Raw genomic sequence first — 17,047 nt, 5'->3', positions numbered from 1 at the left:
CGGCGGAAGAATAGGTGTTTTGCTCGTTGTAAGCACCTAAAAAGCGCACACGAGAATATTCATCAATGGCAGTGTATTGGAACAACTTAAGCTCGGGGTCGGCAATACAGCGTCGGGGTACCACCTTCACGTCTATCTGCACTCTTTGTCCGGGATAAAGCATCTGCTCATACGGTTTAGGTATGTAAGGCTTTTTCACTTTTGGCTCAGGAAACATCCCAAGTCGTCTCATAACCCGAAAGAGGCTTTCCGGGCAGCGGGTGTATCCTTTCTTTCGCAAGCGATGCCACAGCTCTACCATCCCCAATTGTGGATTCCTTCTGCGCATGCGCCCTATCAGGTCGAGCTCTTCTTCGGTATGCTGATTTGGATGACTGTGCGGCCTTCGTGATTGGCAGCTCAGAGATTCTACCGTTCCATCGTATCGCTTTTTCCAAAAATAGATATACGATCGGCTTTTGTTATATTTCCGGCTGGCTCGGCTCACGCCATATTTCTCCACATACTTCATTAGGGATTGTCTGTACTTCATGTCTTGTGTTATGCTGTTCATGAGGGATGAGGTCTCCTTTCGGCTTGTTTGGTGTGGTAACTCAACAATAACCGATTTCTCCTCATCTTTCATCTTTTTTTATCTACTGTCCAATATGTATTGTAGTCCTACAGCTTGACAGGACACGATGTGGGCACTATCATTGAGGAAAGGACTGTTTATTTTTGATAGAGCATGGAGTATATATGGAAAAGACATTTGAGCTACTTTGCAGCTAACGCTATAGATTTGCAGAAACCGCCTCAAAGCGATAATGCCTCCCAATAGCGGCTTACACCCGTACAATAGAATCCCCCGCTGGTCTGCCTGAGCTATAAGCAGATAGCGGGGGATAGTTTTTAAGTATATAAAAGCTTCAGGATAGCATCCAAGGTCATATCGATAATTCTGTCTCGGTTACTATCTCCTTCTTCTGCTTCAAATACGATGTAATCTACAGTGGAGGAAATCAGATTAAAGCAAACAATCGCGGCGGCCTCAACATCTTGAATCTTGGCATTTTCAAGATTCATACGGAAATATTCCAAGGTGGTTTGGCGGCTGAGTGCCCGTTGCTGTTTTGAAAACTCGGCCACTTCAGGCTTGGAATAGCAGATAATCTGAAGCTCCCGATTAAATGCCTTCGAGTTTTCATGCACGGCAACCATTTCTTCAATAAATGTTCGAAGCCACGCACGTTTATCGTGTTTCGATTTTTCAATGTCTTTGATCAGTTTTTGGTGCACCTGTGTAAAAAGCGTGCTGTAATCAGCCATAATCTCTATTAGAATAGTATCTTTATCCTTAAAGTAGGAATACAGGCTGCCGATCGATACACCGGCCACCTTGGCGATTTCATTGGTGGTGGTGTTAAAATAGCCGTTTTTGCAAAAAAGCTCTAAGGCGGTGCTGCGAATTCTATCTTTAGTTTGCTTGCTTCTTTGCTGCTTCGGGTTTCGGATGTTCTTTTCCTGTGGCATTTTATCACCTCTAACGATAATTCTATAGCATTTTTTAGCTACTGTCAATAAACATGAGCAAATACTCACATTATTATTGACAGAAATCTTCAGGACGTCTATAATGTGAGTAAATGCTCATATTAGTGGCAATAAGAAATGGGGAAAAGTTCATGGATTCGACAAACAACAGAAAGGTAGGTTTAATGCTCTTTTCGCTGGCGCTGGGTACCTTTATGTCAGCACTTGATTCCAGCGCGGTAAGCATTGTCCTGCCAATCATACAGAATCACTATGGGGTTGCGCTTTCATCGGTAGAGTGGGTGAGCACGGCTTATCTGCTGGTGGTCAGCAGTCTGCTGCTGACTTTCGGGCGGATCTCTGACCTGCTGGGGCATAAAAGGGTATATACCACCGGCTTTTTGATCTTTACCCTCGGTTCGCTGCTCTGTGGCCTTTCGCTGAATATTCAGATGTTGATTGTCTGCCGCGTTATTCAGGCGCTGGGGGCGTCGATGATGTTCTCGTCCAACACCGCGATCATTACCGCGAATGTTCCGGCAGGCCGACGCGGCAAGGCCATGAGCGTAACCGCGATTGCCGTAGCGGTGGCAAGCTGCAGCGGCCCGGTGTTCGGCGGGCTGCTTGCAAGGATGTTCAGTTGGCAGAGTGTCTTCTTTATTAACATCCCTATCGGTATTGTCGGGCTGGTGCTGGCCTTTAAAAACATCCCGGAGGATGAGCGCAAAAAGCAAATACCCTTCGACCACCTTGGCTCGCTGCTCATTATCATGGCACTGTTCCTGCTACTGCTTCCGCTTGACTTAATTGGCGGAGTGGGGATTTCGCTGCCGCTCTTTTTCCTGCTGCTTGCCGTGGGGCTTGCGGCGGTGGGGGCCTTTGTTTGGCGGGAAAAACGCGCGGATTACCCGCTGATGCCGCTGGGCCTTTTTAAAAACCGGCTTTACTCCTTTAGCCTGATTGCCGCCGTGTTCAACTTTTCGGCACAGTTCATGCTGGCGTTTCTCGCACCGTTTTATTACCAGAACATCAAGCACTATTCTGTAGTGATGACGGGGCTGATGTACCTGCCCATGCCGATTGCTACCCTGCTGGTTGCGCCATTAAGCGGCGCAATTTCAGACAAGCACGATTCAAGGTTCCTTAGTGCCGGAGGGATGGGCCTGATGTCGGCAGGGCTCTTGATGATGAGCTTTATAACCCAAGAAACCCCGAACTGGTATATCGTCATAGCCATGGTACTGTCGGGCATTGGCTCGGGCATGTTCCAGACGCCGAACAACAATGCCATTATGGGCAGCGCCCCTGCAGAGTTTCGCGGTATTGCCTCGGGTACACTGGCGACCATGCGCAATGTCGGCATGCTGATGGGTGTTGCGCTTTGCGGTGCGCTGTTCAACTATACCTCAAACCAAGGAACGGAGCTCTTTACGGCACAGGGCTTGGTGGGCGATGCACTAAAGGTTGCGGCCTTTACCTACGGCCTGCGTATTACGATTACCGTTGCAACAGGGATTGCGCTGTTGGCGGCGGTCTCCTCGCTGATTAAAGGACGAACTAAGGAAAAGACACGATAGTTACCTTACTCTATAATTGAAATCCCCGCTTCCTTTCCTGAAAAACAGGGCAGGTGAGCGGGGATTTTTATTAGGGGATTATTATAAATTATGGTATAATAGGAATAATGATGTGCAGCCGGGAGTGACAATATGTTTTTTGTTTTTATGGCAGTAGAAAATGAAAAAGACAGGGACAAGGCAACAGAGCTGTTCAATCGATATTATGGCACGATGCTTTATATCGCGGGCGGTATCCTCCATGAGCCTCACCTTGCGGAGGACGCCGTATCCTTGTCATTTATAAAAATACTCAAGAATCTTGATAAATTTGATATGAATGACTGTACCCGAACACGAGGTTTAATCGTTATTATAGTCAGAAACACTTCAATTGATATGCTTCGGGGGTTAAACCATAATCAGACAATTCCCCTTGAGGAATATATGGAGGATACCGCTGATGAGCCGGTAATCGACCAAATTACCATTGCCGATGCCTGTGAGCATATTACGCAATGTATCTCTAAGCTTAATAAACAATACGCTGACATTCTGTATTTAAAGTGTGCGATGAACTATTCCAATGACGAGATTCAGCAGATACTCGGTATCAGTCAGAATAACGTTAAGATGCGCTTATACAGGGCACGCAAAGCCCTAAAGGAAATGCTAAGGGAGGAGGAAAAGGGTTATGAGCAAGCAGAAACAAAATGACATTTTATATGAGGCAATACTTGAGGTGTCTGTTGCACAGGCCTTTGAAAACGAAACGGATACCCTGCCGCCTATTAACGAATTAAACGAACGCTTTCAGCCTTCCCCCGAGCTGTCCGCCCGAATCAAGAGGCTGATTGAAAAAGATAAAAGAGAAAAACGTCTGGCAATGTTCATGAAAAAAGCGAGAAAAGCCGCTGCCTGTATTGCCGTGGTATTTACACTGGCAGCGGTAACCTTATTCAGCGTGGAGGCCAGCCGAAATTACATCCTGAACGCGGTTCTGGATTGGCAGAAGGGTTCTACCGGTATTCGGTTTGAGGAGACGTCCTCCGCTGCGGAAGACTGTTTATATCAACCAACCTATCTACCGGAAGGTTTTCGTGAGGTTTTGGTTCAAAAAGGCGGGATTACAATAATCACCTATGAAAACCGCGAGGGCACAAAAATATGGTTTAACCAAAACAAAGCAAAATACGGAGACACCTTTATAGATAACGACCATACGGAATACTCCGAGGTAACTATCGACGATAAAAAAGCCTATTTGTTCAAAGCAGTTTCGGAGGATACTTCAAACACACTAATATGGGAAAATGGCGGTATAGCGTTTTCGCTATGTTCCGTCATAGACAGCAAAGAACTTATAAAAATTGCAGAAAGTTTGAAAAAATATTAAAAACAGGTGTCACCTTTATTTCTTTTTAAACGTTTATATAATAGAGGAGCAAAAAACCTCGAAATAAAACGAAAAGAAGGAATGATAATCGGAGACTTCAAAAGGTGTACAGCAATCATCTGCGTTCTTGCACTATGTTTGGCAATGTGTAGCACAGTTTATGCTCAGGAGGTTCCGCCGCAGAGTGTTGTAACGGCTCACCCTATTTTATATTGGGTGAACGCAGACAAAGTTGATGTATACCTCTCCGTTGACGGCAGTACGGCGACCTGTACTGCCAACGTAGTGGGCAAGCCCGGCACAGAAAAAATTACGGCTACTGCTGTATTAGCACGCAAGAATTCCAATGGCTCCTATACCACGGTTAAAACGTGGAGCAATCTGTCGGCAAGTGGCGAAAGCTTATACTTCGATGAAACCTATCATGTTTCGTCAGGGTATGGCTATCGGCTTACGGTGGATGCGACGGTGTACCGGAAGGGACAATCCGAACGGATAAACAAATATTCTGAAAGTTAGAATTTAAGGAGTGTTGAAGATGAAAAAATTACAGGTGTTACCGTTACTATTACTTGTGTTATTTACGTGCATTATTAGTGTTTATGCAGATGGTGTTATTCCTCCTGCACCCAAAACCATTGAAGAGCAGATTCAGGATATAGAAAATGATAATTCTTATACTAAGCAACAAAAGCAGACCATGATTAATAAAATAAAAGCACCAATAACTTTCCATAAATCTATGGGTAATTATTCGTTGAGTAGCGTTTCAACTATCAACTTAAATAACTTTTCGTATTATTATCAGCAATCAACATATTGGTGCGTACCTGCGTGCATGAAGATGACAATTCAGTATATAAATGGCGCCTCTAATTCGAAGCAAACCATTGCTAATGATTTAGGTACGAGTAGTAGTTCAGGAACGCAGTTTGAAAACGTGATACCATATCTTAATAATCGTCAGAATCGAAATACATATGTATTAAGATATCCCGAGACATTTAGCGAATCAACGCTGACTTCGGATTTTGTAACAACGCTAAGCAATAACTCGCCAAGCGTTATTTGTACAAAATTTGATAGAAGCATACATTCAAACGGAACGGGTTATCCATATACACAGAGTTATTACCACTCGCTATGTGTAACTGGGAGAAGCTCGGATAATGCTTATTTTCGTTTACATGATCCTGTACATAATTCTAGTATACCGGCAAGTTATATTGTACCGTCTTCAGATATTATGCTAAAAATAAGCTGTTATGCTTATTAAAAATTAACAACGTTAGGCAAGGGCTTTCCCTTGCCTAAACATGTAATGAGGGATGTATAGTGAAAAAATTAACTTTACTTATGATTTGCTTGCTGCTTTTGGTTTCCTGCAGCCATGAATGGGGAGAAGATGTTTCGGTTTTTAGTCAGACTGGTGTTTCTTCACAGGAAAAGGTGAATTTTAGAGAAATAGATTTGTCACCCGTTGAAAAAAAAGGCTGCTCGTTTTTGTTTGCCAAAGGGAATTATATTTTTTATACAGTTGTAAAAGACAATGTGGATGAAAAAGGGATGCCCATTATGGGCGTGCCGCAGGACAGCAAAATGGAGGTGCGCGCCTACGATTTTTTAACGGGTAAAGATAACTCATGTGGTTATCTTGAACGTATAGATATATATTCCAATGATTGTGCAATGCCTTCACAGGATAATCTGGTTTATTCCTGCTTTGTTCAAACGCCGGTGGATGGAGATTACAATAAGCCGATGAATGCGCAAATCGTTTGTTTTGATGCAGATTCAGCAAATATGTCAGTAATAAAGGAATTTAAAACCGACTCACAACTACAGCGTGTTGCTCCGGCTGGAAATGGGAAACTGCTTATAGGGAATACTGGTACTGCTTCATTGAATAATGCAGACGGAAAGATAAAGACAGATGTAAGGATATATGATGTTCAGAAGAACTCGTTTACTACCGTTTGTGAAAAGAGGGCTGATGCCACGACCATGACTGGCGGCATCATTACGGCATATACTTATGCTCGCGACAAGGTATATGTTGTTTTGGCGGACTACAAAGGAGAAAAGAGGCCTGACTATTTGCTTGAATCATTTACCGAGGAAGGGGAACGGATTAGCTCTATCAAACTGGATGGTTTTGATGAATTCTTTCAGGAGGGGAAGGATATGAGCAATCTGGAAGGGCTTGATGATGCAAGCTATCAGACTGTAAATGAAATACATGTCTTTGGAGATTATCTGCTGCTTAACGGCTTTTCAACAGGCGGACTGATATTGCAAATGAATGAAGATGACTTTCAACAAATTTATCTTGGCGATAAAGCAAACGTCTGGACTAAAGGCCTGCCGGATGATGCGCAGAAAAGAATATATATGTCTATGGGCCAAAAAATTTATAAGCTTGAAACTGATGCTCATGCTTTTACAGAGGTTAAACCTAATCCTACGGAATCCTATCAATATATCAGTGTTATCTCAAATAGTACAGGGGCATTGGTATCCTATTCACAGGATAATAAAACATGGAAGAACTATTACTATGAAAAACCTGAGGATTTTTTTAGCTAGAGGATTAGAGATAACTACTGTGGGGTGAATGATTATGCATAAAAGGATTATGGCGAGCCTGCCGGTTGTTTCGCTTTGCTTAGTATTTACGCTGTCTGCATGTTCAAACAGGGTGACAGATGAATCGTCTCAATACGAGAACTTACCTGACAATCCTTTGGCAAGCTCATCGGATGTGTGTACTGCAAGCAGTTTGTCTTCCAGTCAATCGGCTTCCGCCGACCTAACTGAGAGCAGCGGAAAGCCTGTTGAGTCAAGTGCGCCTAATCAGAATAGTTCTTCTGTGTCAAGTTCACTTCCTGAAGTAAACTCCTGGTCATCAAGCGCTAGCAAAGCAGGATATATCTATAACGGTAAAGAAAAAAGACTTAATAGAGGCGAAGGAAAAAGTCATCAACGATGAGGCGCAAATGAAGAAAATACTTGAATTTGTTGATGGTATGTTTAGAAGCGACTTCACAGGTCCTCCGCCGACGGGTGGAGAGATTATGAGTGTGTTCATAACTCGAAATGGTATTTCGGAGGAATATTCATTTCTTGAGGATAAGGTGGATGGATATCGTTTGGCAAAAAACCATCAGGATCCCGATGTAAAAAATACTTGGTATTTTGCCGATGCCGAGGCGTTTTCGTATCTGTCGAAGCGGTTCAAATAAACTGAGCAAAATACCCCCACTCGCTTTTGGAGTCTATTGTTAGGGGAGAGCGTTATTATGTGCAAAAAGATTTTGGCGGGGCTGCTGGCTGCGTTGTGCCTGTGTTCCTGTGGCAATAGCATAAGCAATCAACACGGCACTCAAAATGCTACAATCAGCAGCGAAGCATATAAAACAAGCTCTGCCACAGAAAGCAGCAGCAATACGGAAATACAGAAAAGCACCGCGTTTGGCCCAACCATACGCTGGGGGGATGTTGCCGATGTGCTGAAACAGTTTGACGACCACAACGGCGGGAAGAACAATTATCGGGATTACTTCATGACAATCCAACTCGAGCTGAATGGCAAGTTATCCAAGGCGCTGCCGTTATCGGGTATTAACCTCGGCCCGGAGTTTTTAACCGAGCTGCAAAAGCGGGACCCCGTACCGGAATGCCCACAGCTCCCCGCGGACGAAGCGAAGATTACCCTTGCCGTAACCGACGCAGGTGTTACCTATTGGTATCTCCTTTATGAAAACGGAATGGTGTTTACCGAGCAAAACGGGAAGGCTTATTACCTCGGTAGCACCTATCTCACCGAGCATCTATTCGCGGCACAGCTGTCGGTGTTTATTAGGGCAGCACTCAATACGGTAACGGCAGAACAGGCTGGAGCTCCGGAACTGCCGCCGCTTGACCTCAACGGGGCACCCATCGGTGATGGTTCCGCGCATAAAACCGATTTCAAGCCAGAGGAGTACGATATCGCCATCGTTGAGGTAGAGAAAGGAACGCTCTCCACACCTGTATTAATCAGGGATGCGGCCAACAAGGCTAAGATTTTGGATTACCTGAATAAAAAGCCCACGTGGTCTACAAATAAACCACGTGAGGAAAGAGACGGCCCCGTTATCCGGTTGTTCAATCAAACGGAATGCTTCAACTACTGCTATTTGAGATTCGATGATATCCTCGATTACCAGAATGGAGAGGCCAACAGAGCGCCCTATGATCTTTCTGAGTGCTTGCAGATGTCAGTTGCCTATGAACTGGTATGCATACTGGAGGATAAAGAAACCATCGATAGCGGTAACGAATTTTTCGAAAACCTCAACGATGCCTTCGGCCCGGATGTTCAGTGGGGAGAATACGCCGACCCTTTAAAACAATACGCCGACCATGACGGCAGGAAAAATAACTATGACGATTATATCATGACTATTCAGCTTGAGATAAACGGCAAGGTATCTAAGGCACTGTCGTTAGCGGATATTCCCGTCGGCTCAGATTTTTTAACCGAGCTTCAGCAAAGAGACCCTGTAAAGGAGCGACCCTTGCCACCAAAAGGCAGAACAAAAGTCACCCTTACCGTAACGGACGCGGGTGTTACCTGCCGGTATATCCTTTACGAGGGAGGGCGGATGTATACCGTACAGCATGGAAAGGTGTATTATCTCGGAAAATCAAGCTGGACAAGGGTTGAATTCAGAGATAAATTGAACATATTTAGAGTTGCAGCACTTGAAGCGGCTACTGCAAAACAGGGCGGAGCGCCAAAACTTCCGGCGTTTGACCCTAACAGTGAAACATCCTCCAATGGAGAGGCAAGCAGCGTAGTGCATAAAACGGATTTTACGCCCGAAGAATATGATATTGTCATTTTATTAAGAGACGCCGGGTATCTTTCTGTTCCCATATTAGTCAAGGATATAAAAGCAAAAGAGAAAATTATAAACTATCTGAATAAAACTACGCAAGTCACGAAAAAAGAACTTTTGATGGGAGACGGAGGTCTCGATATTCGGGTGTTCAATCAATCAGGATGTTTTAACTACGAGGTAGCGGGAGACCGGCTCGATGATTATCAAAACGGGGAGAGATATACAGCTCCCGACGGTTTGTCTGATTGTATCGACGAAGCACTTATCAATGAATTGGTGCGAATACTGGAAGATAAATAAACAATACCCCCACTTAATATAAGGCTATAGTAGCGTAAAACTATAGCCTTTAAGCTGAATACGCAATTTGCACCCTTGACGTTCCCTCCAAGATATGCTATTATTGTCTCGAATTAAAAACAGAAAGGGAAGTTTTGATGTCGGCGTCTGTAAAGGCGGTTCACAACTAAATAGTTGTAAAAAGGTGTTCGGCGGCGAACTGCTTTGGCAGGTTCGTTTGTTCGGCGTACCTTTTGGGCCTTAAGCTTTTAAGGCTCGAACATCTGCCTGCGTGCAGGGCGCAAGCCTGTGACGCGTTACAGACATGCTTTCATAAAACAACCTTTTATGAAATACACATACCCCTTCGCTTTTTTAAGCAGCTTTGCGCCTGTTTGGGTGCGGGTGATAATGGGGTAGTTGAAGCGTGGCGGAGTTGTTCTGTCGCGTTTTTTTATGTGCTTTTTCTGTAGTGTTGTGCCCGCGGGAGCAGTTTGGCCATTTGGCAGATGTTTACCGCGGGCATAAATTCGGTTTTGTGCTTTTCTGGAAAGCCAAAACCGCACAATACCTTTATAGGTAGGAGGAACACATAATGGAAAAATCATTTTTAACCTTAGAATTTGATAAGATACTCGAGATGCTCTGCACCCTTGCGGTGTCGCAGAGGGCACAGGAACGTCTGCTTCAACTGCGCCCCGTGTTAAGCGAGAGCGAGTGCGCGCGCCGCATGAGAGAAACCACCGACGCCCGGCGCATTTTTGAAAGCTTCGGCAGCCCGCCGCTCGCCCCCATGAAGGAGATGGAGATGCTGCTTCAGCTGTGCGCCAAAGGGGCGATGCTGCTGCCCGAACAGCTCGGGCAGGTGGCGCAGTTTTTGGCGGCTTGCCGGCGGATGAAAAGCTACCTGAAAAGGGCGGAGCTGCTGAGCGGGGATATCGCGCTGTACGGAGGCTCCATCAGCCCGCTCGATGAGCTTTGCGATGAGATTGAACGCTCGGTGCGCGGCGACCGGCTGGACGATGCCGCCTCTGCAACACTGCGCGACCTGCGGCGGCAGATTGAGAATATGAACAATGCCATCAAGGCAAAGCTCGAAACGCTATTGCGCGGCCATAAGGAATGGTTTGCCGATGGCTATGTAGCCGCCCGCAACGGGAGACTGGTGCTGCCGGTAAAGCGCGAGTTTAAGAATATGGTAAGCGGCTCGGTGGTGGATACCTCCTCTACCGGCGGTACCTATTTTATCGAGCCCTCCTCGGTTCGCAAGCTGCAGGAGGAGCTCTCTCAGCTGGAGATTGAGGAGGATAACGAGGTGCGGCGTATCCTTTACACCCTCACCGCACTGGTGGATGAGAACGCCGCCGCCCTGCACATCAACATCGAGGCGATGGAGTCGCTGGACTTCGTGTTTGCCAAGGCAAAGCTTTCGGTGCAGATGAACGCCATCCCCGTGCCTGTGACGGGGGAACGCCGCATGGTACTCAAGGGGGCACGCCATCCGCTGCTGAAAAAGGAGTCCTGCGTGCCCATCGACTTTGAAATAGGCGGGGCGGTTAGCGGAGTGGTTATCACCGGGCCGAACACCGGCGGCAAAACGGTGGCACTAAAAACCGTCGGCTTGCTCTCGGTTATGGCACAGTGCGGGTTACACCTGCCGGTGGAGGAGGGCAGCACCCTCTGCCTGCACAATCTGGTGCTGTGCGATATCGGCGACGGGCAGAGTATCTCAGAAAACCTTTCCACCTTCTCGGCACACATCACCAATATCATCGAAATCCTGCGCCTTGCGGGCAGCGACAGCCTTGTGCTGCTGGATGAGCTGGGCTCGGGCACCGACCCGGCGGAGGGCATGGGCATTGCCGTGGCGGTGCTTACCGAGCTGCGCGCAAAGGGGTGCCTGTTTGTGGTGACCACCCACTACCCCGAGATTAAGGACTACGCCAAAACCGCCGAGGGCCTAGTGAACGCGCGCATGGCGTTTGACCGCGAGAGCCTGCGCCCTCTTTACCGCCTGGAGCTCGGCGAGGCGGGCGAAAGCTGCGCCTTGTATATCGCGCAGCGGTTTGGCTTCCCCGAGCATCTGCTCAAAACGGCGCATGAGGCTGCTTATGGCGGAGGAGTGAAAAAGTCGGTATCCGAAACTGCGGCAAACGGCTTTGTTCCTTCGGCTTCTATGCCTGCCTCTGCTGTAAAGGGAGCTGCCGTTACACCTAGAATTGAGCGTGAAAAACCCAAAAGCGCAGAACCCAGCCGCGCCGCAAGCTTCCGCTTAGGCGACAGCGTGATGGTTTACCCGCAAAAAGAGATTGGCATCGTCTATCAAGCTGCCAACGAGCGCGGCGAGGTAGGGGTGCAGTTGAAAAACCGTGAGAAAAAGCTCATCCTGCATAAGAGATTGAAACTGCAGGTACCCGCCGAGGAGCTTTACCCGCCGGATTACGATTTCTCGGTAATATTCGACAGTGTGGCCAACCGTAAGGCGCGCCATGTGATGGGCAAGCGGCACGACCCCAATATGGTAATCGTACACGAAACAGGCCAAAAAGAATGATGTCCAGAAAGGGTTAGCATAAATGAACGTAATACAGACAGAACACCTTACAAAAACCTACAAGCGTTTTGAAAAGGAGGCGGGGCTGAAGGGGAGCGTGAGAAGTCTCTTCAACCGTAAGTTTATTAGCAAAACCGCGGTGGATGACTTTTCGCTCAGCATCGGGGAAGGCGAGTTCGTTGGGCTGATCGGCCCCAACGGCGCGGGTAAAACCACGCTGGTGAAGATGCTTACCGGCATCATTGCCCCCACCTCGGGCAAGGTTTCGGTGCTCGGATATTACCCCAACAAGCTTGAAAACAGCTTCAAGCGGCAGTATGCGGTGGTGATGGGGCAAAAGAGCCAGCTTTTCCCCGAACTTTCGGCGGCAGATACCTTCCTGCTGTTTAAGGAGCTTTACGCCATCCCCGACGAGGAGTACCGCCAAAACCTTGCATACTTTACCGAGCTGTTCGGCATACAGGAGTATTTAAATGTACAGGTGCGCACCTTGTCACTGGGCGAACGCATGAAGATGGAGCTGATAGCGGCACTGTTGCACAATCCGAAGGTGCTGTTTCTGGATGAACCCACCATCGGCCTTGATGCTATTGCCCAAAAGCAGATCCGCAGCTTTCTGCGTGAGGTGAACGGGCAGCGCGGTACCACCATCATCCTCACCTCGCACTACATGGAGGATATCAAAAGTCTGTGCGGGCGCGGTGTGGTTATCAATCATGGCAAAAAGCTGTACGACGGCGCGCTTACCTCGCTGTTTGACCGTTACCAGACCCACAAGCGCATCACCGTACTGTTTGAGCATGAAAACGGGCTGCATCTGCCCGAGGATATTGAGATACTGGAACAGAACCCCTATAAGGTTTCGATGATGGTAAAGCGCGAGCGCGCCAAAGAGGTGCTGGGGTTGCTGCTGGAGGAATGTGATATCAGCGACCTTACCATCGAGGAAGACGATATCGGCAGCGTGGTGGAACGTATCTATGCCGGAGGGATTACAGATGAAGAAGTATCTTGAGATTTTGAAAATCAGCTTCAAGGCGCAGATTATCTACCGCATGGACGTATTGTTCCAGCTGCTGTTTGGCATAACCAAGATCATCTTCGCCTCGGTGGTGTGGGGGGTAATCTTCGGCAGCCGCAGCGAGGTGGCAGGCTTTACGCTGAACACCATGCTTTCATACTATATCGTCAGCTCGTTTCTTTCCTGCATGGATTTATCCGACATTACAGGCAACGAGATGACATGGCGCATCCGTGACGGTACCTTCTCGAAATACATGGTGGTGCCTGCAAGGGTGTTCGGCTATTTAGGCGCGCAAACCGCCGGTAAAGCCGCATTCTACCTCACATTTAACCTGATTGCCGCGGTGGTGTGGGTGCTGCTGTTTCAAATAAAGTTTGCCATCACCTCAAACGCACTGTTGATTATCGGTGCGCTGTTAATGGCGGCGCTGGGGCTTGTATTTATGCTGCAGCTGAACTATTTTCTGGGCATCCTCACCTTTAAGTTTCAGGACGTATGGATGTTTATGATGATTAAAAACAACATTGTGCAGTTTGTTACGGGCTCACTTATCCCGCTGGCGCTGCTGCCGCAGCCGGTGATTGACGCGATGCGTCTGCTGCCGTTTTACTACGTTACCTACCTGCCGTCGATGCTGCTCATCGGCCGCAACGGGGAGGAGCTGCTTTCGGGTATTATTATAATTGCTGTATGGGTGGCGGCGTTTATTCCGTTAAATCTGTTTACCTATAACCATCTGCGCAAGCGGTACGAGGGGGTGGGCATATGAGGCAGCTTCGAGTAATCAAAACCCTCATCAAGCTTAGGCTATCAAACCTCATGGTGTTTCGGCTCTCGTTTTTCGGGGCATTTCTGATTGACGGCTCAATGTTCGCGCTGCAGCTTGTGATGTTTAATACCATCTATTCGCAGGTAGACAGCATCGGCGGGTGGTCGCGAGGCGAGGTGGTTATCTTCATCGGCACCTTTTCGATGATTAATGCCCTGAATATGCTTATCTATTTCTTCGGAATCAACGACCTGCCGCAGCGGATACTCGACGGCAGGCTCGACCATTACCTTACCAAGCCCGGCAGCCCGCTTTTGCGCCTTACCTTCGAGAGTGTGGATATCGGCTCCATCCCGCTGGTACTGGGCAGCATCGGCATTATCGCCTACGGGGTTTCACTTGCGGGTATTACGCTTACAGCAGGTAAGGTGGCGGCCTACATCGTGATGGTGCTGCTGATGACCCTGCTGTGGTACGACGTGGAGCTTATCCTGCGTTGCATTCCGTTCTTTGTGATTTCCGCGGGCGGTATTACCCAGTTGGAGCAGTTTATTGAGCTGTGCTTTAAGGTACCGGGTGTGCTGTTCAAAGGCGTATTTAAGGTTCTGTTTTACTTTGTGCTGCCCTACGGGGTGATGGCTACCGTGCCAACCCAGCTGCTGGCAGGCACGCTCACACCGGGCGGGCTGTGTTATGCGGTGTTTATAGCCGCTTTGTTTACGGCGCTTGCCCTTGGGCTGTGGCGGCTGGGGGTGAAGAATTACAAGAGCGCGAGCAGCTGAGATTTGAGATATGTTTTTAAAAATGGGAAGCAGCAGACCAAACTGGCCTGCTGCTGATTGTAAACAAGAAGCTAGAGTAGACTAACCATCGGACGTCACCGCAGAGAGTCTTCTGGACTGTACATTAGGCCCACAACCCTGCCAAACTAAAATATAATAGCACAATGACACCGAGCACAATGCGGTACCAACCAAATGCCTTGAAGTCATGCTTCTTAATGAATGCCATCAAGAATTTTATAACGAGAATAGAAACCACGAAGGCAACAATCATTCCGATTACCAGTATCAGCAATTCTGAACCGGTAAAGGAAAAACCGAATTTCAAGATCTTTATTGCGCTCAAACCAAACATAACGGGTACAGCCAAAAAGAAGGTAAATTCTGCTGCCGCCACACGCGAAACTCCTATCAATAACGCACCAATAATAGTTGCGCCCGAACGGGAGGTGCCGGGAATAATTGATAGCACTTGAAACAGCCCAATGACTAAGGCTGTTTTATAGCTGATTGCGGACAATTCTTTCACGGCGGGGGTGCGCTTCTTATTCCAATTTTCAATCAGGATAAACGCTATACCATAAAATATTAAGGCTGTGGCAATCACGACTGGAGTATGGAGGTGTGCTTCGATGTAATCATCAAAAAGTATTGTTACAATTGTACCGGGTATACAGGCAACTACCACCTTAAACCAGAGTGAAAGTGTTTCTTTCTTTATAACAGGTTGTGTTTTATCATGCCATTGAATAGGAATCATTTTGTTCCAAAACATTACTGCGACAGCTAAAATTGCTCCAAGCTGAATTACCACAAAAAACATCTCTTTAAAGGATGCACTTGCATTTAACTGCAAAAGCTGATCTATGATTATCATGTGTCCCGTGCTGCTGATAGGCAGCCATTCAGTAATGCCTTCGACTATGCCAAGTAAAGTAACTTTTAATATTTCTATAATATTCAATTCCACTTTTTAATCCTCCTTTTTAGATAGAAAAAGACTGTAAGATGCCCTGTTGGATTACCGTAAACCTGTGATCACATTTTCCTTTCATTCGTTTATTTTCCGTCTATCTTAACGGCTGTTTTATTATCCGCTTCAATGCGCAAGGGAACAAGAAACCAATTGTCACAATTAAAAAAGCCTCCGACACTTTTCGTGTCAGAGGCTTTTTTACAAGGCTTTTTTTGTTTTCTACTTCATTCTTATGGCTTTGATTAAAAGTACTCCCTTTACCATGATAAACAAAAACAGAGATGTAGCTACATATAGCTGTCTTGAAGCTATAAAGAAAAGAACTGCCAAAGAGTTCTGTAGCAGTGCAATGGCGCTTGCTCGATGCCATAATTTCTCATTATCTTTTAAATGTATTACTAGTTCAATTATTCCTACAACGGCGGTAGTTATAAGAAATATAAAAGAAAGAGTAGTAATCCACGGCGTTGCATCGTCAAAATGGATTAACGGAACCGAGAGAAAATGCTCGCCTTCCTGCTGTGAAAAAAGAGGCAGAACTATAAAGGTACCTACAATAATGTCAAGGATTCCATTGACCAACCCAAATATCTTTCCTATGTTTTGGCGGTTTTCATTTTGAGCAAGAGTTATTAGTTCCTCACTCGATAATAATTCATCAATAGATATCGAGAAGAGCTTAGATATACATTTAAGTGAGTCAATATTAGGGTAACCTTTACCGCTTTCCCATTTTGAGATTGCTGTTCTGGATACATACAACTGTTCTGCAAGTTGCTCCTGCGTTAGACTGTTTTGTTTTCTCAGCTGTTGCAGCTTCTCATTAAATTCCAAAATAAATCCTCCCGAGAATATAATCGGGTAATAACTAAAAATATTATACTATAAAATTAAACAAAAGTAGAGATATATTCTGCCCCGAAGTTCTGACAGAGGATTTATAGACATTCTGTATCAAATTCAAAAGGCTAGTAAATAGAATGAACTGCATCCCGTCAAGAGGACAGCGAAAAAACATAAAATTTTCCCGACCAGTGGTGAACAAAACCACTGGTCGCTTTTTATGCAGCGAAGTAGAGATTAAATTTCTCTAACGGTGTCAGAACACCCAAGTTGCGTTGCACACGCCGGGTGTTGTAATAGCTGATGTAACTCTCAATCATCTGAATAAGTTTCTGCTTGCTGGTGAATCTCCGACCGTAATAGCGTTCGCGTTTCAAAATGCCCCAGAATCCTTCCATAGGACCGTTGTCGATGCAATGTGCCACACGGGACATGCTTTGCGTCATACCAGCTTTTTCGAGTTTGTTGTG

Annotated in this window: 17 protein-coding genes; 12 read left to right on the top strand and 5 right to left on the bottom strand. The window is 46.4% G+C overall.

Annotated elements, in window-relative coordinates:
• Together BLR50_RS13355 and BLR50_RS13350 are read right to left on the bottom strand one after the other, a co-directional pair.
• The coding region (locus BLR50_RS13355; RefSeq protein ID WP_143008127.1) for a transposase family protein at nucleotides 1–553 on the bottom strand (553 nt) is incomplete at its 3' end.
• 338 nt (nucleotides 554–891) lie between these two features.
• Nucleotides 892–1,512: a TetR/AcrR family transcriptional regulator gene (locus tag BLR50_RS13350; RefSeq protein WP_092643372.1), complete on the bottom strand. Its 621-nt coding sequence runs from the start codon at nucleotides 1,510–1,512 to the stop codon at nucleotides 892–894.
• Between the two features lie 152 nt (nucleotides 1,513–1,664).
• On the opposite strand from BLR50_RS13350, the gene BLR50_RS13345 reads away from it, so the two are divergent.
• The 12 genes from BLR50_RS13345 (at nucleotide 1,665) to BLR50_RS13285 (ending at nucleotide 14,758) form a co-directional block, all read left to right on the top strand.
• Nucleotides 1,665–3,089 carry an MFS transporter gene (locus BLR50_RS13345; protein ID WP_092643369.1) on the top strand — a complete coding sequence of 475 codons (1,425 nt, stop codon included), beginning with the start codon at nucleotides 1,665–1,667 and terminating at the stop codon, nucleotides 3,087–3,089.
• 132 nt (nucleotides 3,090–3,221) lie between these two features.
• Nucleotides 3,222–3,785, top strand: a complete 564-nt coding sequence (locus BLR50_RS13340; RefSeq protein ID WP_092643366.1) for an RNA polymerase sigma factor — start codon at nucleotides 3,222–3,224, stop codon at nucleotides 3,783–3,785.
• A complete protein-coding gene (locus tag BLR50_RS13335) occupies nucleotides 3,763–4,464 on the top strand; it encodes a DUF4367 domain-containing protein (protein ID WP_092643363.1) in 702 nt (233 codons plus the stop codon). The genes BLR50_RS13340 and BLR50_RS13335 overlap by 23 nt, the downstream gene beginning before the upstream one ends.
• Nucleotides 4,465–4,545: 81 nt before the next feature.
• Entirely contained in the window at nucleotides 4,546–4,983 is a 438-nt protein-coding gene (locus BLR50_RS13330) for a hypothetical protein (RefSeq protein WP_143008126.1), read from the top strand.
• Nucleotides 4,984–5,002: 19 nt separating this feature from the next.
• Nucleotides 5,003–5,740 carry a C39 family peptidase gene (locus tag BLR50_RS13325; protein WP_092643357.1) on the top strand — a complete coding sequence of 246 codons (738 nt, stop codon included), beginning with the start codon at nucleotides 5,003–5,005 and terminating at the stop codon, nucleotides 5,738–5,740.
• A 59-nt stretch (nucleotides 5,741–5,799) separates the two neighbouring features.
• Nucleotides 5,800–7,050, top strand: coding sequence for a hypothetical protein (locus tag BLR50_RS13320; protein WP_143008125.1), 1,251 nt, complete (start codon nucleotides 5,800–5,802; stop codon nucleotides 7,048–7,050).
• 410 nt (nucleotides 7,051–7,460) lie between these two features.
• Nucleotides 7,461–7,706 (top strand): hypothetical protein, encoded by a 246-nt coding sequence (locus BLR50_RS13315; protein WP_092643351.1) that lies wholly within the window; start codon nucleotides 7,461–7,463, stop codon nucleotides 7,704–7,706.
• 57 nt (nucleotides 7,707–7,763) lie between these two features.
• Nucleotides 7,764–9,650: a hypothetical protein gene (locus BLR50_RS13310; protein ID WP_092643349.1), complete on the top strand. Its 1,887-nt coding sequence runs from the start codon at nucleotides 7,764–7,766 to the stop codon at nucleotides 9,648–9,650.
• 574 nt (nucleotides 9,651–10,224) lie between these two features.
• Nucleotides 10,225–12,183, top strand: coding sequence for an endonuclease MutS2 (locus tag BLR50_RS13300; RefSeq protein WP_092643343.1), 1,959 nt, complete (start codon nucleotides 10,225–10,227; stop codon nucleotides 12,181–12,183).
• 22 nt (nucleotides 12,184–12,205) lie between these two features.
• Nucleotides 12,206–13,198 carry an ABC transporter ATP-binding protein gene (locus BLR50_RS13295; protein ID WP_092643340.1) on the top strand — a complete coding sequence of 331 codons (993 nt, stop codon included), beginning with the start codon at nucleotides 12,206–12,208 and terminating at the stop codon, nucleotides 13,196–13,198.
• Nucleotides 13,182–13,976 carry an ABC transporter permease gene (locus tag BLR50_RS13290; RefSeq protein WP_092643337.1) on the top strand — a complete coding sequence of 265 codons (795 nt, stop codon included), beginning with the start codon at nucleotides 13,182–13,184 and terminating at the stop codon, nucleotides 13,974–13,976. Before BLR50_RS13295 ends, BLR50_RS13290 begins: the two co-directional genes overlap by 17 nt.
• Entirely contained in the window at nucleotides 13,973–14,758 is a 786-nt protein-coding gene (locus tag BLR50_RS13285; protein WP_092643332.1) for an ABC transporter permease, read from the top strand. The genes BLR50_RS13290 and BLR50_RS13285 overlap by 4 nt, the downstream gene beginning before the upstream one ends.
• Nucleotides 14,759–14,882: 124 nt before the next feature.
• Here the strand turns inward: BLR50_RS13285 and BLR50_RS13280 are convergent, their stop codons facing one another.
• From BLR50_RS13280 to BLR50_RS13270, 3 genes are all read right to left on the bottom strand, one after another.
• The gene (locus BLR50_RS13280) at nucleotides 14,883–15,722 is read right to left on the bottom strand and encodes an undecaprenyl-diphosphate phosphatase (protein ID WP_479714959.1); all 840 of its coding nucleotides are present in this window, start codon (nucleotides 15,720–15,722) and stop codon (nucleotides 14,883–14,885) included.
• Between the two features lie 231 nt (nucleotides 15,723–15,953).
• Nucleotides 15,954–16,568: a helix-turn-helix domain-containing protein gene (locus tag BLR50_RS13275; protein ID WP_092643325.1), complete on the bottom strand. Its 615-nt coding sequence runs from the start codon at nucleotides 16,566–16,568 to the stop codon at nucleotides 15,954–15,956.
• Between the two features lie 227 nt (nucleotides 16,569–16,795).
• Nucleotides 16,796–17,047: integrase core domain-containing protein (locus BLR50_RS13270; protein ID WP_143008058.1), on the bottom strand; the 252-nt coding region annotated here is incomplete at its 5' end.

This window comes from Acetanaerobacterium elongatum (assembly GCF_900103835.1).
GTDB lineage: Bacteria > Bacillota > Clostridia > Oscillospirales > Ruminococcaceae > Acetanaerobacterium > Acetanaerobacterium elongatum.
The sequence above is the reverse complement of the archived record's forward strand: the minus strand, read 5'-3'. Positions and strand labels throughout refer to the sequence as shown.